At 66.1% G+C, this 17,438-nt stretch carries 20 protein-coding genes and 1 pseudogene; 2 read left to right on the plus strand and 19 right to left on the minus strand.

The window, feature by feature from the left end:
- Positions 1-3: 3 nt before the first annotated feature.
- The 17 genes from THSYN_RS11880 to THSYN_RS11960 form a co-directional block, all read right to left on the minus strand.
- A complete protein-coding gene (locus THSYN_RS11880) occupies positions 4-384 on the minus strand; it encodes a gas vesicle protein (protein ID WP_100919335.1) in 381 nt (126 codons plus the stop codon).
- Positions 385-394: 10 nt separating this feature from the next.
- A complete protein-coding gene (locus THSYN_RS11885; protein ID WP_100919336.1) occupies positions 395-820 on the minus strand; it encodes a gas vesicle protein K in 426 nt (141 codons plus the stop codon).
- Complete coding sequence (locus tag THSYN_RS11890) at positions 813-1,034, minus strand: gas vesicle protein (RefSeq protein WP_100919337.1); 222 nt, start codon at positions 1,032-1,034, stop codon at positions 813-815. The genes THSYN_RS11885 and THSYN_RS11890 overlap by 8 nt, the downstream gene beginning before the upstream one ends.
- Positions 1,031-1,387, minus strand: coding sequence for a gas vesicle protein GvpG (locus tag THSYN_RS11895; protein ID WP_100919338.1), 357 nt, complete (start codon positions 1,385-1,387; stop codon positions 1,031-1,033). Before THSYN_RS11895 ends, THSYN_RS11890 begins: the two co-directional genes overlap by 4 nt.
- A gap of 74 nt (positions 1,388-1,461) precedes the next feature.
- Positions 1,462-2,229, minus strand: a complete 768-nt coding sequence (locus THSYN_RS11900; RefSeq protein ID WP_236848872.1) for a GvpL/GvpF family gas vesicle protein — start codon at positions 2,227-2,229, stop codon at positions 1,462-1,464.
- 64 nt (positions 2,230-2,293) lie between these two features.
- On the minus strand, positions 2,294-2,497 hold the full coding sequence (locus tag THSYN_RS11905; protein ID WP_157817613.1) for a hypothetical protein: 204 nt from the start codon (positions 2,495-2,497) through the stop codon (positions 2,294-2,296).
- A 26-nt stretch (positions 2,498-2,523) separates the two neighbouring features.
- Entirely contained in the window at positions 2,524-2,934 is a 411-nt protein-coding gene (locus THSYN_RS11910) for a hypothetical protein (RefSeq protein ID WP_100919340.1), read from the minus strand.
- A 1-nt stretch (position 2,935) separates the two neighbouring features.
- A complete protein-coding gene (gene gvpN / locus THSYN_RS11915; protein WP_100919341.1) occupies positions 2,936-3,919 on the minus strand; it encodes a gas vesicle protein GvpN in 984 nt (327 codons plus the stop codon).
- 190 nt (positions 3,920-4,109) lie between these two features.
- Positions 4,110-4,844: a hypothetical protein gene (locus tag THSYN_RS11920; RefSeq protein ID WP_100919342.1), complete on the minus strand. Its 735-nt coding sequence runs from the start codon at positions 4,842-4,844 to the stop codon at positions 4,110-4,112.
- 166 nt (positions 4,845-5,010) lie between these two features.
- A complete protein-coding gene (gvpA, locus tag THSYN_RS11925) occupies positions 5,011-5,229 on the minus strand; it encodes a gas vesicle structural protein GvpA (protein ID WP_020503491.1) in 219 nt (72 codons plus the stop codon).
- A 611-nt stretch (positions 5,230-5,840) separates the two neighbouring features.
- Complete coding sequence (locus THSYN_RS11930; RefSeq protein WP_100919343.1) at positions 5,841-6,272, minus strand: response regulator; 432 nt, start codon at positions 6,270-6,272, stop codon at positions 5,841-5,843.
- 1 nt (position 6,273) lies between these two features.
- Positions 6,274-7,767: a PAS domain-containing protein gene (locus THSYN_RS11935; RefSeq protein WP_236848873.1), complete on the minus strand. Its 1,494-nt coding sequence runs from the start codon at positions 7,765-7,767 to the stop codon at positions 6,274-6,276.
- On the minus strand, positions 7,742-8,464 hold the full coding sequence (locus tag THSYN_RS11940) for a GvpL/GvpF family gas vesicle protein (protein WP_157817614.1): 723 nt from the start codon (positions 8,462-8,464) through the stop codon (positions 7,742-7,744). Before THSYN_RS11940 ends, THSYN_RS11935 begins: the two co-directional genes overlap by 26 nt.
- 17 nt (positions 8,465-8,481) lie before the next feature.
- Positions 8,482-9,246 (minus strand): GvpL/GvpF family gas vesicle protein, encoded by a 765-nt coding sequence (locus tag THSYN_RS11945; protein WP_100919346.1) that lies wholly within the window; start codon positions 9,244-9,246, stop codon positions 8,482-8,484.
- 21 nt (positions 9,247-9,267) lie between these two features.
- Positions 9,268-10,653, minus strand: coding sequence for a sigma-54-dependent transcriptional regulator (locus THSYN_RS11950; RefSeq protein ID WP_100919347.1), 1,386 nt, complete (start codon positions 10,651-10,653; stop codon positions 9,268-9,270).
- 1,346 nt (positions 10,654-11,999) lie between these two features.
- The gene (locus THSYN_RS11955; protein WP_100919348.1) at positions 12,000-13,226 is read right to left on the minus strand and encodes a pyridoxal phosphate-dependent aminotransferase; all 1,227 of its coding nucleotides are present in this window, start codon (positions 13,224-13,226) and stop codon (positions 12,000-12,002) included.
- A gap of 152 nt (positions 13,227-13,378) precedes the next feature.
- Positions 13,379-13,696, minus strand: a complete 318-nt coding sequence (locus THSYN_RS11960; protein ID WP_100919349.1) for a hypothetical protein — start codon at positions 13,694-13,696, stop codon at positions 13,379-13,381.
- A gap of 571 nt (positions 13,697-14,267) precedes the next feature.
- On the opposite strand from THSYN_RS11960, the gene THSYN_RS11965 reads away from it, so the two are divergent.
- On the plus strand, positions 14,268-14,747 hold the full coding sequence (locus THSYN_RS11965) for a DUF29 domain-containing protein (RefSeq protein ID WP_100919350.1): 480 nt from the start codon (positions 14,268-14,270) through the stop codon (positions 14,745-14,747).
- A 157-nt stretch (positions 14,748-14,904) separates the two neighbouring features.
- Here the strand turns inward: THSYN_RS11965 and THSYN_RS11970 are convergent, their stop codons facing one another.
- Together THSYN_RS11970 and THSYN_RS11975 are read right to left on the minus strand one after the other, a co-directional pair.
- Positions 14,905-15,237 (minus strand): hypothetical protein, encoded by a 333-nt coding sequence (locus THSYN_RS11970; RefSeq protein WP_100919351.1) that lies wholly within the window; start codon positions 15,235-15,237, stop codon positions 14,905-14,907.
- A gap of 341 nt (positions 15,238-15,578) precedes the next feature.
- Positions 15,579-16,100: pseudogene (locus THSYN_RS11975) on the minus strand (BPTD_3080 family restriction endonuclease); the annotation flags it as partial.
- A gap of 434 nt (positions 16,101-16,534) precedes the next feature.
- Here THSYN_RS11975 and hisG point away from each other — a divergent pair.
- Positions 16,535-17,407 (plus strand): ATP phosphoribosyltransferase, encoded by an 873-nt coding sequence (gene hisG, locus THSYN_RS11980; RefSeq protein ID WP_100919352.1) that lies wholly within the window; start codon positions 16,535-16,537, stop codon positions 17,405-17,407.
- Positions 17,408-17,438: the final 31 nt, after the last annotated feature.

Below are 17,438 nucleotides of genomic sequence, written 5' to 3' on the forward strand. Positions count from 1 at the left end.
GGTCTAAACGGGGACCTCGGCGGAGGCGGACTGCTTCAGCAGCAGGGCCTCCAGCCGGGCCAACCGATCCTCCAGCGCGGTGGTGTCCTGCACCGGCGGCGCCAATGCGGGGGCGGCTTGGGCGGCCGGCAGGGTGCCGGTCGCGTCCTTGCTGGTCAGCCCCTTGAACATGGCGTTGTCGGACCACCAGTCGATACCCATCTCGCGCGCCTTGTCGACGGAGCAGATGACCAGCCGCAATTGGATGGTGAGCAGCTCGATATCCACCAGTTTGATGCGGATATCGCCGGCGATGACGATGCCCTTGTCCAGGACGCGCTCCAGCAGGTCGGCGACACTGGTGCTGTTGGTGGAGTGGGTGAGGGTGGCGCGTTGCATGGACATGGTGGCAATCTCAAAAAAGCTTTCCGAGCGGGCCGAGGTCGAGGTTCAGGTCCTCTTCCTCGAGGTCGAAGAGGCGGCGCAGGCGATCGATCTCTTCGGTCTGCCGCATCAGGGTCAGACCCACCTGCTCGATCTCGTCGTCACTCAGGTCACCGCTGTCCATGCGTCGGATCGCCTGGCGCTCCAGCAGCACATGCAGCAGTTTTACCAGGGTCAGCACCAACTGGCCCAGGCCCTTTTGTACACGTTCGGGATCGATGTCGATGCGGCGACTGGTCGCGGCGACCTTGGTCTCCAAGAGGTCCGCCAGCAGGTTGATCGGGCGCGCGGTCTCCGGCGCCCCGGTCGGGTCGGCCGCCGGTGGGACCTTGGGTACCGCCTTGGCCGTGACCGGTGCCGCGGTGGGGGTGGTGTGCAGCGATCGAATGCTAGCCATGGGCGAACTCCCGCCGTGCGGTCGCGACCGAGGTGAGTACCAGTTGCAGGCTGAGATAGAGCAGGTCCACGTTGGCGACGGCGATGGTCAGTTCGCCGGAGACCACGGCCCCCTTGTTCAGGATGCGGTCCAAGGCCTCGCACAACGAGACCCGCTGGAGGTCCTGAAAGCTGTCCGCGGGGGTCTCGGCCCGTTCACCAATTGCGAGCATCATGACCGCAGCGGCTCCTGTGTGGCGGGGTCGGATACCAGGGCGGGCACCTCGCGGGCTTCCTCGTATTCGTCTCCATCCTCTTCCTCATCGTCATCGTCATCGTCCTCATCGGACCCTTCGGCATCGGCCTTGGCATCCAGGGCGTCGAGTTCATCGAGCAAGGTCTGTTCCCGGTCGTCAAAGACCTCCTCGGTGATCTCGCCTTGCTCCAGTGACACATAGAGCGCGCTCAGGGACGCCATGATCCCGTCGCGTCGCGAGCGCTGTTCCTCCTTGGCCGCGTTTTCGATCTCGCGAAAGACCCAGAGGATTCCCTTGACGGGAGCGGCCAGCAGATCGTCGACCAGCAACACGGAACACCTCCAATGGGCACGGCCGGGTGCGGATGGGCACCGGCCGCCAGGTCAGCTTGGGAAGGGCCGGGCGCTCACAATCGGATGTCCATTTCCACGAAGTTGTGCGGTGCCCAGGGCCCGTTGAAATCAAAGGCATAATTGTTGTCGAAGGGGCGTGCCGCCTGCAGCACCGCCTGTTCGAAGCGCTCCAGATCGGCGCGGTTCACCAGACAGGCCAGATTCATGATCTCCTTTTCAGTGCGGCACTTGTTGCGCTTGAGTTCGCGGCAACAACTGCGCATCACGGCCTCGACCTGCTCGGTGTACTTCTCCCGGTCCTGCTCCAGCAGGCGCTCGAAGCTGCGCCCCAGGGTGATCATCTGGTCCTGGGTCAGGTTACCGCCGTCGCGGAAATAGTCGTCGCGCAGTTCCTGCAGCTCCGGGTGGGCGCCGACGAAGAACTCAAAGATGTTGGGAACGTCCCAGGTCATGCGCAGACCCATCTCCACGCCATCGTTCACCCGCGCCAACTGGTCCAGAAAGGCCGTCCGGTTATCCTTCAGAATTTTCGAGATGGCGGCATCGTCGTCCGCCACCAGACCGAACGCGGCCGGCAGGGGGGTGAGGTCGCGCAGCAGTTGCTTCAGCACCTCCTGGTGTGCCGCCATGTTACGCCGTTGGGGGCGGATGCGCGCGCTGTTGAGATCGCTGACCACCGCGGCGACGCGCCCGTCGCCCATGGTATAGACCTCGGTCTCCTCCAGTCCGATGTTCCCCAGACTCCGCCGGCCCTGGTCGGGGATGATCGCGTAGATATAGTGCCCGACCGCCGCGGTCTGCTGGCTTGCCTCTTGCATCATTTGACCTCTTGCGCAGGTGGCGGCCACGGGCCGCGCCTGGCTTCAATGGTGGTTTCGATGGGTCCTAGCCGGGGTGGGCGGGGCGCGCCTTGAGCGCCGCGGCCGGGGCCGGGGCCTTGGGGGTGGCCTCCATGGAGCGCAATTGCCCCTCCTCGACGCGGACCGTCATCAGACTCTTGCACACCGCACAACGCAGGGGGCCCTGGTAGTCGTGATAGGCCTCGCTGAGTTCGATAGAGTGACCGCAATACATACAATGAATAAGCATCAGTGTTTCTCCGCCGTCGTTAGGATTCAGTAGCGAATCTTAACGGGTTCGGCGCTAACCGTCTCGGTCGGTGGCGTCTGCGCCGCGGCGCGGGGGCGGGTGCGCCGGGGGTCACCCTGCGGTGATCCTCGCGACGGGCGCGCGCCCGCCGCCTGGGCGCCGTCAGCAAGTGCCGCCGCCGGTATCTGTGCGGGGATGGACTCGACCCCCAGAAGGCCCAGCAGTTGCTCCTTTTCCCGGTCGATCTCCGCACAACGCGCATCGATGTTGGTCACCCGCAGCATCGCGCTGAGGCGCTCCTGCTTCCGACGGTGGCGTTCCGTCTCCAACGCGAACAGGCGCATATACATCTTGTGGGGTGTGAGAAGGTCGTCGGCCTTGCCCGCGAGGGTCTTGATGTCACGCACGGTGCGTGACGGCTGAGTGAACTTGGGCATGTCAGCTCTCCGCTTCGACGGCCTTGGGTCGGCGTGACCGGCCGCTGATGCGCGCGATCACCTCGTCGGCCGGTGATTCGGTCAGACTGTTGCCGTCGCGCCGGACCTTGGCGGAGTCCATGTCCAGGATGTCGCGGCAGATGTCGCGGAAGAAGGTGTTGTCGGCACGGGCGCTGAGCTTGCGGCTGGCCATCACGCGCGCGATGGCGATACAGGCCCGCAGGGTCGGGCGATGGTGGTTGACGCTCTGGCCGCGCAGTTCGCGCACGATGTCGACCACGATGGCCGCCTCGCTCGCGGGCAGACCGGACTTGGCCTGGGTGACACGGATCTCGGTCTCCCGGTCATAGTGACCGATCTTCATGGTGATCATGCGGTCCATCAGGGCGTCCTGCGTCTTGTGGGTGCCCGCGTATTCCTCCGGATTGGAGGTGAAGATCACCCGAAACTCGGGGTGGACCTGGAGATAGCCCGCGCCCTGGTGGCGCCGGTTGGGGAGATTTAAGATGCCCTCGCCCAGGATGCTCAGGAAGAGGTTGTTGACCTCCGGGCGGGAGCGGTTGAATTCGTCATAGATCAGGGTCTCACCGTTGATACAGGCGGTGGTGACCCGGTTGTCGATCCAGAAGGTGCGGACCTCTTCCTCGGTCTTGACCACGGAGTGGATATAGTTGTCCACCAAGGTGTTGCGGCGGTAGCCGTTGTCCTGGCCGACCAGATCGGCGACCCCGAACTCGTCGTTGCCGTGGATCAGCTTGACCGGGCGCCCGCGCTTGGCGGCGGCATGAAAGGCCAGGGTGGTCTTGCCGGTGCCGGCGGGACCGGCCAGGTGCACCGGGTAGCCGGCGTCGAGATAGGCCGAGGCACGGTCGGCCAGGGATTCGACCAATGGCGTGCAGACGAACTCTTCGCTCGCCTCGGGCTGCACGTTGTCACTGTTCACCGTGGGGACCTCTGACGCCTGTTCGAGGTTCTGGACGCTCATCGATTCTTGTCCTGGCTTGAAGGGCGCGCGGCCCCGCGACTCGGCGGCTGATCCCACGCGGCGGTTTGAATACTGATTCGTTCGGTCTAAGTGCCGACCCCGTCGGGGTCCGTCCCTGGACCACTCACGCGCTGCCGACAGCGGCAGTCACCGGTCCGGCAGCGCTGACGCAGGGTGCCGGACCCCTAGTCTACTGCATGGACTCGTCGCTTGCGCCGCGGGATGGGCGTACCTCGTCCAAGGTCGGCTTCTCGGCCGGCTTCATGACCGCCTCAGCCGGCGCCGCCGCCTTGTGCCGCGGCTTGGCCGCCGCCGGCTTGGCCGCTTCCGGTGCTGCCTGCTGGGGCTTGGCCCGTGCCGGGGCCGCGGCCTTGGGGGCCGCACCGCGCCAGGCCGCCCGACCCGCACTGCGCTCACCGGCGAAGTCACCGACCAGTTGCATGGTGTCGCGCTGGATGTCGGCCACGGCACCGACGATGCCGGAGACGAAGGACTGACCGGCGGCCCGCACCTCCATCGCCATCACGCCGCGCGCGTGCTTGAAACCGTCCTGCAGCGCGGCGACCTCGTCACGCATCTGCGCATTCGACTGGGCACGCTCGTCGCGCGCCTGCGCCGCAGACTCGGCCAGTGCCTCGCGCACGCTCGCCTGACGCTCGGCCGCGGCGACCCGGATGTCGGCGACGGCGCCGCCCAGGCGGGCCAGAAAGGCGTTGCGATCCGAGCGGGCGGACTCTGCCATGTCGGCATGTTCGGCCCGGAAATCGGCCTGCAGGGTTCCGACCGTGTTCTTCAAGTCACTGATGAAGGCGTGTGCGGCCTCCGTGACTTCTTGGCGGGTGTCGGCGATCAGGGTTTGACGGGCGATGCGCTCGGACTCGATCTCGTCGCGCAGCCGCCCCATATCTTCAGTAAAACGGCCCATGGCTTGCTCCTCGTACTAATTGCGAATCTCGGACCCGGAGCAGGCGGGTTCCCGCGCAGCCGTAAAACCGGGTTCGGCGCGGCTTGCCACCTGACCCGGCACAAGGTGCCGCTCAGGGTCGATGCCTAAGGCATCGGAGCGGCACCCCATTGGCGCGAGAGCGCGATCAGGCCGGCGCCGCCGCCGGGGCGGTGAGGCCAATCGCTTCGGCATACTTCAGGTAGGTCTCAACCGAGGCGATGACCACACGGGCTTCCACGGCGAGCAGCTCGATACCGACGAGCGAGACCTTCAACCACGCATCAATCACGATGCCCTTGTCCAGAATGCGGTCAACAACTTCGGCCAGGCTGGAGGAATCGGTGGAGTTGGCGACTTTTGCCATTTTCTTTACCCTCTGAGAGTGATTTGACATGCACGTGATGTGCGCCGAAAGCGAACCTACCGGGCCTGGGTCACATTGCGCCTCCCTGCGCCCCCACCCCGCCGGGGGAGTCCCCTGATCCGCTTGATACTGCCGGCGGGCTCAGGGCTTCCCGGTGTGGCATCCTGCCGACTCGGTCGCTTGATGGGTATAAAGCATCTGGCGTGCCAGAAGCAGGTTTCTTCGACAGGGATTAATAACTCGTTAAAAAACAGACATCAATGCTCGTCAGGGAGGGCTGGTGGCGGCGTATCCAGGGGGCGGACCAGAGGCTTTTATGGAATGCGTTCCATAGCTCTGGCGTTGGCTCCATAGCGAATCCGAGGATGCGTCAAGGTTTCGGCTTACGGCGCCCGCAGCAGCCGGAAATAGCGTATCACGTAGCAAGGATGCGATAGTCTGAAAGCACTTGGACAGGATTAACAGGATTTTTCAGGATTGACAGGATTGCGAACGCGGCGAATCCAATCATCCGCACTCATCACAGTCCTGTTAATCCTGCGAAATGCTGTTAATCCTGTCTACTTGCATCCAGCCGGTATTGTGCCTGAGGCCTGGCGTGTAGCCTCTGATCAGTCCGTCCCGATCGCCGCAATCCGGTCGATCAGGGCCAGGATCTCACCATGCAGGAAGGGCTTGGCGACGAAACCCTGAATCAGGCCGCTCTGCAGCGCCTGGTCGACGGCCGGGTCATCGGCGAAGAAATAGCCGGAGATCAGGACCACGAAGGGGTCACCCAGGAGATCGCGCAGGTGCTTGATCAGGACCATCCCCGACATGTCCGGGAGCTTGGCGTCGACAAAGACGGCGCGATAGGGGGTGTGGTGGCTGAGATCGATGGCCTCCTGGGCGCACAGTGCGTGATGCACCGGGAAGCCGCGGCGGGCAATCAGACGCCCCAGGATCCAGTTGATGTCGGGTTCGTCATCGACGGTGAGAAAGGCGGGAGCGATGCGGACGCCGGTGGCGCCGCCCGCTGCCGCTGATTCGTCCGGACCTGACATCCTAAGCCAGCGGTAAATGGACGACGAAGCAGGTGCCGATCCCGGGGGCGCTCTCTACCTCGATACGTCCATGGTGCTGTTGGATGATCGAATAGCAGATGGACAGGCCCAGGCCGGTGCCCTTGCCGACCGGGGAGCGGGTATAGAAGGGGTCGAAGATCTTGCCGATGTCCGCGGCATCGATCCCGACGCCGGTGTCGATCACATGCACCAGGACCTCGTCGCCGTCGCGATCCAGCGTCAGGGTGAGCAGGCCGCCATTGGGCATGGAGGCGATGGCGTTGAGCAGGATGTTGATGAACGCCTGCTCCAGCAGGCTCGGCACCCCGCGCACCCACAGGGGTTGCTCGCAAAACTGGGTCTCGACATCGAGCTGGTTGAGGTGGGCCTGATGGTTGACCACCGACAGGGCCTGGGTGAGCAGGGCGAGCGGGTCGACCCGGGTCATCTTGTCGCCGCCCGCGGGGCGGGCGAAGCGCAACAGGTTCTCGATGATCTCGGAGGCCTTGTGAACCCCGGCGATGGTCTTCTGCACACACTCGCGGCGCAAATCCGGTGCCAGGTCCTCATCCAGGAGGAACTGTGCGGCGGATGAGCAAACCGCCAAGGGGTTGCGGATCTCGTGGGCGATGCCGCCGGCCATCACGCCCAAGGCGGCGAGTTTCTGCGATTGGAGCAACTGGGCTTCCAGCCGGTGGCGTTCGGTCAGGTCGCGTCCGGCGGCGACCATGCCGGTGGTCTCACCGTCGGCATTGAGCATGGGTGCCAGGGTCCAGGACACCGCGATGCGCTCCTCCGACAGGGTGGTCAGGGCCCACTCTGCGGTCCGACTGGCGGCCATGGCGGGGCCGCCGCCCAAGGCCTGTTCAATCTCCGGCCGGTCCGCGGGGGCGAAGAACTCCGGCAGGCGCCGGCCGATCGCCTCGCACGCCTGATACCCGGTGAGCCGCTCTGCCGCCTTGTTCCAACTGAGGATGCGGCCGCGGTTGTCGGTCGAGAGCAGGATGTCGCTGGCGCTCTCCACCACGCTTGCGAGGTGGCGCTCCACCCGCTGGATATCCTGGCTCAAGCGCACCTGCTCGGTGATGTCTTCCATCAGGAACAGGGCGTATTGGACCTGATCGTTCCAGTTGAACGGCAGGGCGCGAAAGTAATAGGTCCGCATGGGCACGCCGGGGGCGCGGAAGGTCATGCGCTGGGAGGGGCTCTGCTCGTTGCGCTCGAAGACCCGGCGTACGCAGTCGAGGATGCGGGTGCGCTCCACGATGGTCGGCGGAAAGACGTCTTCAAAGCGATGGCCGATGGTATCGCGGGGCGTACGATTGCCCTTTTGCAGGAAGTTGCGATTAGCCATGGCGATGCGCAGGCGGCTGTCGACCAACAGGATCGATGACGGAATCGCATCGAACAGGGTACGAAACAGGTTCTCATAGGGTTCGCGGGCGTTGCCACCGTCCGCGAGGCCCGGTTCAAGCCAGGGACCGGAGGTCATCATCGATCGCTCCAACGAAGTTGTAGGGCGGCCAGGGGCCGGTGATCAGGCCTGACCCCGGGACCGCGGAGGGGTCCCGCCGCAACGCCTCCACGAAGGCCCCGCTCTGCTCGCGGGGGACCAGGAAATAGAGCGAGAGCAGGGAGCGCCCGCCGATCTGACCGAACTCCTGATGCAGATCACGGTAGAGTCCGGCCACGATCCGCTCGATCGCACCGCGTGCCTCAGCGGCCCGGGCGGCGGCGAGGGCCTCGTCGTCGAGGCGCCGCCGGATCACCGCCAGGTGGCCGTGACCGGGGCCGCGGTCCTTGAGTCCCTCGGCCTCCGGGGCGGGCCCGGGTGCCGCCGCCGTCGCGGTCGGCGACGCGGCCTTGGGGAGCATCAGACGGATGCCGATCTCGACGCAATCGTCCAGATGATCCAGCATGGTCAGCAGCCGCGCCTGGTGTCCGGTGAGTAGTTTGCGTACCGCGGCATCGGAGGTGAAGACGCAGCCGAAGCGCATGGGGATCAGGGGCGCGTCACAGTGCAGGCACGCGATCAGGTCCGCGTAGCCCTGGAGTTGTGCGCTGTCCGCCGCACGGACCTGATCCGGGTCCACGTCGGCGACGACCGCCCGCAGCCCGTCCACGCCGATCCCCCGCAGCCCCCCGGGCAGGGGCGCGCAGCGCGGCGGGTCGCGCAGGATGCAATGGAGCATAGGACGCCTGCCGACCGTCATGGTGCCCCACAAAAGCTGTAGAGCGGCCAGGGTCCGGAGCAGTGCAGTTGCAGCCCGTCCTCCAGATAGGGGGCTTGGGCGCGCTCGATCGCCGCGTGCAGGGCCGCGGCACCGCCGGGGGCCACCAGGCAGGCCCAGTTGGCGACCGCCGGGTCGCGTGCGGGGCGGGTCATAACGGCCTCGCTGCAGCGGCGCAACTGCGGGTCCAGGTCCGCGATCACCGCGCTGAGCCAGGGGCCGATGGCACGCTGCGCCTCCACCTTGCGCCGTTGCTGCTCAAGATAGCCGCGACCGCCGACGATGGTGTCCGCGGCGTCCGCAAAGCCTTCGCGCAGGCGCGCCGCCGTGGCCTGGTCGCGGTCCAGCAGGGCCTTGACCGCCCATTCTTCGCGCCCCGGCATGCGGGCGAAGAAGTCGAGCAGGGTGTGGCGGCGACGGGCGGCCTCCAGGGCCAGGGCCCCGACGGAGGAGAACAGGGTGCCGAAGGGGAGGGGGAAGACCGTGGTGGCGGACATCGCGCGCGTGATGACCAGATCGTGGGCCTCGACCCGCGGCAGCAGCCACTTGAGGTCGGCCAGGCGCTCCTCCGCCTGCGCGCCCGCGAAGCGCTCCGCGGGGCAGTCACTCAAGACCGCCTTCAGCCCTGCCGCGGCGCCGATGTAGACCGGCTCCTCCCAACCACAGTCGCCGAGCCCCAAAGCGGCCGCCTGATCGATCTGAAGTGAGGCCGGCGCGAAACAGAACGCGTAAATCGCGCGCATTGCCCATCCCGGTCTTTTGTCTTAGGCGCTCAATCCGTAGGTCTTGAGCTTCGTATGGACCGTCTTATAGTCCACTTGGAGCATACGCGCAACCGCCGCCTTGTTCCCGCGCGAGCGCTGCAGGGCCTCGAACAACACCTGGCGCTCCACGTCCGCCATGCGCGTGCGCACAATCTCCTTCAGCGACAGACCCGTTTGGTAAACCACGTTGTCGGCCGCCGTCGGCGTGCGCTCGGGCCCGGCGTCCGGCAGTGCCAGGTGGTGGGTATCGATCGTGAAGTTTGCGATCAGCACCGCCCGGCGGACGATGCTGCGCAACTGGCGCACATTCCCCGGCCAGTGGTAGGCGAGCAGGGCCGCCGCGGCCTCCTCGGTGAAACTGCCGACCTGCTTGCCCAGTTCCCGATTGGCCTCGGCGAGGAACTGCGCGGCGATGTGCAGGATATCCTGGGCGCGGGCGCGCAGGGGCGGGACCGCCACGCGGTAGTCGCACAGGCGGTAGAGCAGGTCCTCGCGGAAGGTCCCCTTGCTGACCGCCTCAGTCAGGTCCTGGTTGCTGGCCGAGATCAGCCGCACGTCCACCGGGACCGGCTTGGTTCCGCCGACGCGGTAAATGACCCGCTCCTGGAGTACACGCAACAGTCGCGCCTGCGCGGACCAGGCCAGGTTGCCGATCTCGTCGAGCAACAGGGTCCCGCCATGGGCGGCCTCGAACTTGCCCGGCTGTTGCCGCTCCGCGCCGGTGAAGGCGCCGCGCTCATGGCCGAACAATTCGTTTTCGATCAAGGTGTCAGGGATGGTGCCGCAATCCACGGCGACGAAGGGATGACTGGCGCGGGGGCTGAGATCATGAATGGCGCGGGCCACCACCTCCTTGCCCGCGCCGGTCTCACCGAACAGGCTCACGGCGAAATTCGTCGGCGCCACCCGTTCCACGTCCTCGATCGTGCGCGTGATCGCCGGGCTGGTCCCCATCCGGGCGCGCAATCCGAGCGTGGCGCTCGGGATCATGGGGGCCTGCTGACGGCACGCCAAGGCCTCGCGCACCTTGTTCAGCAAGCCTTGGTTGTCGAAGGGCTTGGAGAGATAATCAAAGGCGCCTTCTTTGATGGCGACCACCGCCCCGGCCAGATCCGCGAAGCCGGTCAACAGGATAACCGGCAGGTGGGGGCTCGCGACCTTGAGTCGGCGCAGGAGATCCAGCCCCGTCATGTCCGGCAGCCGATAGTCCAGGATGGCCAGGCGCGGACCGCAGGTGCGGGCCAGACACAGACCCTCGCCGGCGTCCTGCGCGGTGATGACCCGAAAGCCGGCGCGCTGCAGTACCAGTTGGAGGATGCGGCGCATACTCTCGTCATCATCCACGACCAGGATAACGTCTGACGACTCGCTCATTTCCCCGTTCATGCTGTAGTCCTGGACTAGTTGCCTGAGTGCGCGCTCCCGCTGGCGGGAGGCCTACCGGTCTGAAGCCGGCGTACTCTCTGTTTCCGATAATGACCGCGGTTGGCCGTAGGCGGTCGGTCCGCGCCTCATTCGTCGGCACACCCGCTGCCCCGGCGGTCCGCCGTGCGATGCCCGGCAATGACATCCGGGTTCCGGCCACTCACCTGCCGACGGTAGGCCAATCCCGAGCGATCCCAGGGCCGCAGACTCGTTACGAGACTATGAACCATTCGGTGCCCGAGATACGTAAACTTTGGTAAATCCGGGGCGGGATCGGGCGTGGAAACGGTTAAGTTTGGTAAATCCGCGGGCTCAGGGGGACCGCCGCCTTGCCGCCGGATGCGCGCTAAGCCCCTGGTTCGATGGGTTCACGGTGCCGGCCGGGCCTGGGGGCGCGGGCGTCCCGCCCGCCTGGCGAGTCCAGCGCCCGGCCCCACGCGTGACGGCGGTCGGCGCCATGATCAAGTCGCTACGACAACGCAATCCTTCAAGCCGATTGACTAGTCCTGTTGTGTATCGAGTTAAGAAAATTGGACAGCGCCCACTTGCGAGAGTTCCCCGTTTCTGCTAAACCACGCCCAACACCGGCTAGTCGGCACCTGGCGATCCGTGGACTCAGGGGCCGACCCGGGCCGACCCGTTGTCTGATTCACCAGCGCAACGCCACGGGGCCGGCAATCCAAGGTCCCCGCGCTCTTGTGCATTCGCACGGCAGCCGAGAGGGCACATAGCGTGGAATGCCCCCCGAACCGCGGCCTGCTCTTCCCGCTGGCCTTGGCCGTTGCACCCGCGGTCCTCGCGGTCAGCCTGACCAACGGCGACTTCGCCACCGGTGACTTCACCGGCTGGCCCCGCGACACCGACGGCGGCCCCGGTGGCCGTCCGGGTTTCAGCATCGTCGGCCCCACCGGCGCCGATGCCGCCCAACTCCAGGCGGACTACTGGTCCAACCCCGGCAATACCGCCTGGGAAAGGACCCGAAGCAAAGCGGATTCAAGCGCAAGGGCCTGGGTCTCAGGTACGAAATACGATTCCGGAGAAAACGTTTCGGACGTGGCGAACGCCCCGTGCGCCCCGCCGCGGGCCTCTCGCCTCTCGTTCCCACGCGAAAGCAGGGGAATTCCGCGCGGGCGCTCCGCGTCCCCTTTGGCTACTGGACGCGGAGCGCCCGCCCTTGCTCCCACGCAGGAACCTGGGAGCCGGCATGGCTCAACTTAGCGGCATATTGGGTTTCCCCGCCGGTTTTCCCTTCGGTAAGAACCGGCAGGCGGCTGCGGGGCCCGCGGGGGCGAGAGGCCCCTGCTCCGTCAGCCGCCGTGGCGCTTGCGGTAACCCTCGAGGAAGCGCCCGATCCGTCCTATGGCATCGCCCAGGTCGTCGGTATTGGGCAGGAAGACGACGCGCAGGTGGTCCGGGTGCGGCCAGTTGAAGCCGCTGCCCTGCACCAACAGCACCTTGGCCTCCAACAGCAGGTCCAGGATAAATTGCTGGTCGTTGATGATGGGGTAGACCTTGGGGTCCAGCCGGGGGAACAGGTACAGGGCCGCCTGGGGCTTGTGGCAGGTCACACCGGGGATGGCGGTCAGCAGTTCGTGGGCCAGGTCGCGCTGCTTGCACAGGCGCCCGTGGGGGGCGACCAGGTCGTCGATGCTCTGATAACCGCCGAGCGCCGTCTGGATGGCGTATTGGGCCGGGACATTGGCGCACAGGCGCATGGAGGCGAGGATGTCCAGCCCCTCGATGTAGTCGCGGGCCTGGCGCTTCTCCCCGGACACGATCGCCCAACCGGCGCGGTAGCCGCAGGCACGGTAGTTCTTGGACAGGCCGTTGAAGGTCACGAACAGCACGTCCTCGGCGAGCGACGCGATGGAGGTATGGGTGGCGCCGTCGTAGAGCACCTTGTCGTAGATCTCGTCGGCATAGACGATCAACTGATGGGTGCGGGCGATCTCCACGATCTCCCGCAGCAGGTCCACCGGGTAGAGCGCGCCGGTGGGATTGTTGGGGTTGATGATGACGATGGCGCGCGTCGACGAGGTGATCTTGGCGCGGATGTCGTTCAGATCCGGCAGCCAGCCCGCCCCCTCGTCGCAGAGATAGTGACAGGGGGTACCGCCCGCGAGCGACACGGCGGCGGTCCACAGTGGATAGTCGGGCGCCGGCACCAGCACCTCGTCGCCGCTGTCGAGCAAGGCCCCCATGGTCATCACGATCAGTTCCGAGACCCCGTTGCCGATGTAGATGTCCCCCACCTGGACCGCCGCGATCTGCTTCTCCTGGGTGTAGTGCATGATCGCCTTGCGGGCGGCGAAGAGCCCCTTGGACTCGATATAGCCGGCGGCGTTGGGCAGGTTGTGGATGACGTCGCGCACGATCTCGTCCGGCGCCTCGAAGCCGAAGACGGCCGGATTGCCGATGTTGAGCTTGATGATGTGGTGGCCTTCCTCCTCCATCTGGTAGGCGCGGGCCATCACCGGGCCGCGGATGTCGTAGCAGACATTGGCCAGTTTGGCGGACTTGAGGACGGGCTGCATGGCGGGTGACTTCCAATGGGTGGGGGCGCCGGGTGCGGCCCGGCGGACCGCCCCGGGGGCGCGTGACAAGCCGACCAAGGTACCCGATCGAGCCCGCGCCGGGCAAATGGCGAAACCGCCCGGGCGCCGTGGCGGGACCCGGGTCCCGGCCCTCAGGGGATGTAGCCCGGGGCGTTCGGCCCAAGGTTCTTCTCGCCGTGGATGGCCGCGTCGCGAGGGTCGACCGTCACCTGCGGCACGCCGCCCTCATTGGTGGTGCCGTCGCTGAAATCCTGGACGTCCTCGCCGATGGCCGGTCCGCCGCGTCCTTGCGGGCCCGGCTCGATGACCTGGCGGACGTCCACCTCGATCCCCTGGGTGGTGACGATCTCCTCGGCGGCGGCCCCGGCGGCGGTCAGACCGAGCGCCAGCAGCAGGGGCCCGACGGCGGCGAATGTCAGGTTCTTGGGGCTCGGGTTGTTGGATGTCACTTTGCACCTCCTGGGTTGATCGAGCGAAGGAGGCAGAATGTAGCCCGAAACCAGGATGCGCGACAGCCCAAGTTGCCCTGGTGCGCGCCGAACGCGTGGGACAACCCGTCGTCGCCGCCCCGCCCCGCGGCGGTCAAGGCGCTACCTTGAGGGAGGGACCCGGCGGGGGCGGCTTCAGCCGCGCCGGAGCCCTCCGGGCGCCGCGCAACGGCGCCGGACACCGGCAGTTGCGTGGCCGCCCGGGTGCGATCAGAACTCATGTGGTGACCGAGATCCCGGGTACGCTGTCGTTGTCGTTGTCGTAATCGAATAATCCGACCACGACCACGACCACGACCACGACCACGACAACGACAACGACAACGACCCCCGGTCCGTGAGAACGTCCGGTAGCTGTAGGGTACGCATCGCGTACCCGGCTCCGGCGGTCGTGGCGGCTTGACGCCCCACGGTGCCTGCGGTAACGTCGCGGCGCACCGAAGCAATGTCGGCTGCCGGGTCGATCGGTGAGTGCCAACGGTGACTGGAACCCCGGCCGTCCGTTGTTGCAGTAACGGCAAGGCCCAATGATATGAGCGACATCAGCGAACTTTACCGCAGCGATTATTCCGCATGGGCGCAGCGCAATGCCGCGCTGCTGCGTGCCGGTGACTTCGCGGCACTGGATATCGCGCACCTGTTGGAAGAACTCGACGACATGGGAAAGAGCGAGCAGCGGGAGCTGGAAAATCGCCTGACGATGCTGCTCGCCCATTTGCTGAAATGGGAATATCAGTTGCCGACCCTCTCCGCCCGCTGGCGGGAATTCGACGGGCGCAGTTGGCGTGCGACCATCATCGCGCAGCGTGACCGCCTCGCCAAGCGGCTGAGCAAGTCCCCGGGCCTGCAGGCCAGCCTTCCGGCCACGCTTGCCGAGGCCTATGACGATGCCGCCCGGTTGGCGAGCAAAGAGACGCAACTGCCGCGCGCGACCTTTCCCGCCACATGCCCCTACAGCATTGCGCAGATCCTGGACGACGGGTTTTATCCCGGTCCTGAGGCATCGCCGTGAGCCGGGCTGTTCCGGCGCCCGCGGCTACCCTTCACGTCCACGCGAGCCTGGGGATGGCGATGAACCCTCTTCGGAGGGCGCCTGCTCTCGCGGCGTATTGCCACGCAATCGTCGTAGTGGCGCAACGGGCCGCGGCTGCTCAGGCGCTAGAGAACGGCTATCGGTTTGCCAGCTCAAGGATCTCCTCTCCCATCAAGGAACACCCGTTCGGCATGACAGAAAAGATGAAGCGCATCCGGTACCTGCCATGGGGACTGACATAAGCGTCAATCTCCAGGACGGTGAATGTCTGCTTTGGATTCGCCGGATTGCGCAGCGGTGATTTCAGTCTCGGACCTTCAAAGCCCATGCGCTCTTCAAACCCTTTGCCCAGGTGAAAGGCGAGTAGCTGCGGGGCCCGCTCCTGCGCCTGTGCGGCACAGGGCGGCTCAGCGGCCCGTGCGGACAAGCAGCCGGATTGCAGCAGGAGTGCGCAGATCAGGTGTTTCATCGTTGGGTTTCGCTCGAAACGTCAAACGGCGGGGCTGGTGACGCGCCGCCTCACACTTATTGGGTTTCCGGTTGAAACTTCAAGACCTGGTCAGCGTTCAACGCCGCGACCAGCCCTGGCTCGGGGCTTGTCCTCATCTGGCTCCCACGCTCCAGCGTGGGAGCAAGAGCGGGCGCTCCGCGTCCGGTCGGTAGCCTGGACGCGGAGCGCCCGCCCGGTATTCCCACGCAGGAGCGTGGGAACGAGAAGAATACTTGCATAGTCTCGGGGCCTGGGAACAAGAAAGACGAAAAGATGATTTGTCATGTTAGGAACCTGCCAATCATCTTCTGAAACTCGGCCTTCGATGCCAGGCACAGCAGCCCAGGGTTGGCGTCGTGATTGGCGTCGGCCAGGTGTTTGCGGAAGCGCTCCCCGGCCTTGCCGATCTGGGGCGCAACCTCGGTCAGCCAGATAGCGGTTTCAACGGCTTCGATCTGGCAGAAGAAGGGGCGCAGGCCGCTGAACGGGTGATGCCGCCAGTAAGTCAGTAGGCGCGCCGTCTCCGGGGTGACCCGCCGGTGGTTGGGATCGGGGTCCAGCCGCCAGCGGTCGACCTTCCGGCGGACGGCGTTGATGACGGCGGTGCGGTCGTAGCGCTGGGTCTGCGTGCTCAGTCCCTTGCCGTCATCGAAGAGCAGCTCACCCTGCTTGGGTGCGCCCTGCTGCTTTCGCGGCTTGGGGATCGGGGTGATGAAGTCCGCGCAACGCCGGGTTTCGAGGGTCTTCCGGGTCGGTTGGCCCCGATCGTCCAGTTCCCAGTGGCGGGCCGGGCAGGCGTAGGGCGAGTTGAGGATCGGCCGGTCGACGAAGGGGTTGCTCACGGGGGTTACCTGGCGTTCACATCCGGCGAAGGTGGAGAATACACGACCCTGGGTATGGGAGGGTGTTCCGGATAGCGCCGGGCGCGATCAGAACTGATGTGTTAGCGCACATCTCGTGGGGTACGCATCGCGTACCCGCCAAGCTGCGGCGACCGCCGGAGCCGGGTACGCGATGCGCCTGCAGCTACCGGACGTTTCCACGGACCGGGCGTCGTTGTCGTTGTCGTTGTCGTGATCGTGGTCGGATTGTTCGATTACGACAACGACAACGATAGCGTACCCGGGATCTCGGTCACCACATCAGTTCTGATCGCACCCGATGGTGCCGTCGCGCTGCGCCCTGCATCTTCGGCCGGTTCCGCGGTTAAACTGGCGGGTCTGCGACGCGCATCGCCCCGACCAACACCAGACCAGCGAGACAGCAAGGCCACCAGATGACAAAACTCAAACTCGGTATCCCCAAGGGCAGCCTGGAGGAGGCGACCCTGGCCCTCTTCAAGCAGGCGGGCTGGACCATCGCCCCGCGCTCGCGCAACTACTATCCGGAGGTCGACGACCCGGAACTGGCCTGCGCCCTGGTGCGCGCCCAGGAGATGGCCCCCTATGTGGCCAGCGGTACCCTGGACCTGGGGCTGACCGGGCTCGACTGGATCCTGGAGACCGAGGCCCAGGTGGCGGAGGTCTGTACCCTCACCTATTCAAAGAGTTCCAATCAGCCCAGCCGCTGGGTACTCCTGGTGCGGGAGGAGTCGCCGGTGCGCTCGCTGGCGGATCTGGACGGCTGCAAGGTGGCCACTGAGCTGGTGGGCTTCACCCGCCGCTATTTCGCTGAGCACGGGGTGCGCGCCACGGTGGAGTTCAGTTGGGGGGCGACCGAGGCCAAGGTGGTCGAGGGCCTGGTGGACGCGGCGGTGGAGATCACCGAGACCGGCAGCACCATCCGCGCCCACGGGCTGCGGATCGTGGAGGACCTGCTGTTCACCGAGACCCGCCTGATCGCCAACCCGGCGGCCATGGCCGACCCCGCCAAGCGGGCCAAGATCGACCAGATCGCCATGATGCTCCAGGCCGCGCTGGCGGCGCGCCACAAGGTGGCGCTCAAGCTCAACTGCCGCGCCGCCCAGATCGACGCGATCGTGGCCCTGCTGCCGAGCCTGCACGCCCCCACGGTAAGCCACCTCTATGACCGCGAATGGCTGGCGGTGGAGACCATCGTCGATACCGCGTCCGTGCGGGTGCTGATCCCGCGCCTGCGCGCCGCCGGGGCCGAGGGCATTCTGGAATACGAACTGCGCAAGATGCTCTAGTTCGCGGTCGCCGCAGTAGCGGCGACCGCGT

This window comes from Candidatus Thiodictyon syntrophicum (assembly GCF_002813775.1).
Taxonomy (GTDB): Bacteria; Pseudomonadota; Gammaproteobacteria; order Chromatiales; family Chromatiaceae; genus Thiodictyon; species Thiodictyon syntrophicum.

Bases quoted from the DNA above. Each gene is read 5' to 3' on its own strand.
- THSYN_RS11885 (WP_100919336.1), bottom strand. From the start codon at position 820: ATGGCTAGCATTCGATCGCTGCACACCACCCCCACCGCGGCACCGGTC.
- hisG (WP_100919352.1), top strand. From the start codon at position 16,535: ATGACAAAACTCAAACTCGGTATCCCCAAGGGCAGCCTGGAGGAGGCG.
- THSYN_RS11880 (WP_100919335.1), bottom strand. From the start codon at position 384: ATGTCCATGCAACGCGCCACCCTCACCCACTCCACCAACAGCACCAGT.
- THSYN_RS11935 (WP_236848873.1), bottom strand. From the start codon at position 7,767: ATGATGACCTCCGGTCCCTGGCTTGAACCGGGCCTCGCGGACGGTGGC.
- THSYN_RS11890 (WP_100919337.1), bottom strand. From the start codon at position 1,034: ATGATGCTCGCAATTGGTGAACGGGCCGAGACCCCCGCGGACAGCTTT.
- THSYN_RS11965 (WP_100919350.1), top strand. From the start codon at position 14,268: ATGAGCGACATCAGCGAACTTTACCGCAGCGATTATTCCGCATGGGCG.
- THSYN_RS11910 (WP_100919340.1), bottom strand. From the start codon at position 2,934: ATGCCCAAGTTCACTCAGCCGTCACGCACCGTGCGTGACATCAAGACC.
- THSYN_RS11955 (WP_100919348.1), bottom strand. From the start codon at position 13,226: ATGCAGCCCGTCCTCAAGTCCGCCAAACTGGCCAATGTCTGCTACGAC.
- THSYN_RS11970 (WP_100919351.1), bottom strand. From the start codon at position 15,237: ATGAAACACCTGATCTGCGCACTCCTGCTGCAATCCGGCTGCTTGTCC.
- THSYN_RS11945 (WP_100919346.1), bottom strand. From the start codon at position 9,246: ATGCGCGCGATTTACGCGTTCTGTTTCGCGCCGGCCTCACTTCAGATC.
- gvpN (WP_100919341.1), bottom strand. From the start codon at position 3,919: ATGAGCGTCCAGAACCTCGAACAGGCGTCAGAGGTCCCCACGGTGAAC.
- THSYN_RS11930 (WP_100919343.1), bottom strand. From the start codon at position 6,272: ATGTCAGGTCCGGACGAATCAGCGGCAGCGGGCGGCGCCACCGGCGTC.
- THSYN_RS11920 (WP_100919342.1), bottom strand. From the start codon at position 4,844: ATGGGCCGTTTTACTGAAGATATGGGGCGGCTGCGCGACGAGATCGAG.
- THSYN_RS11905 (WP_157817613.1), bottom strand. From the start codon at position 2,497: ATGCTTATTCATTGTATGTATTGCGGTCACTCTATCGAACTCAGCGAG.
- gvpA (WP_020503491.1), bottom strand. From the start codon at position 5,229: ATGGCAAAAGTCGCCAACTCCACCGATTCCTCCAGCCTGGCCGAAGTT.
- THSYN_RS11900 (WP_236848872.1), bottom strand. From the start codon at position 2,229: ATGATGCAAGAGGCAAGCCAGCAGACCGCGGCGGTCGGGCACTATATC.
- THSYN_RS11950 (WP_100919347.1), bottom strand. From the start codon at position 10,653: ATGAACGGGGAAATGAGCGAGTCGTCAGACGTTATCCTGGTCGTGGAT.
- THSYN_RS11940 (WP_157817614.1), bottom strand. From the start codon at position 8,464: ATGCTCCATTGCATCCTGCGCGACCCGCCGCGCTGCGCGCCCCTGCCC.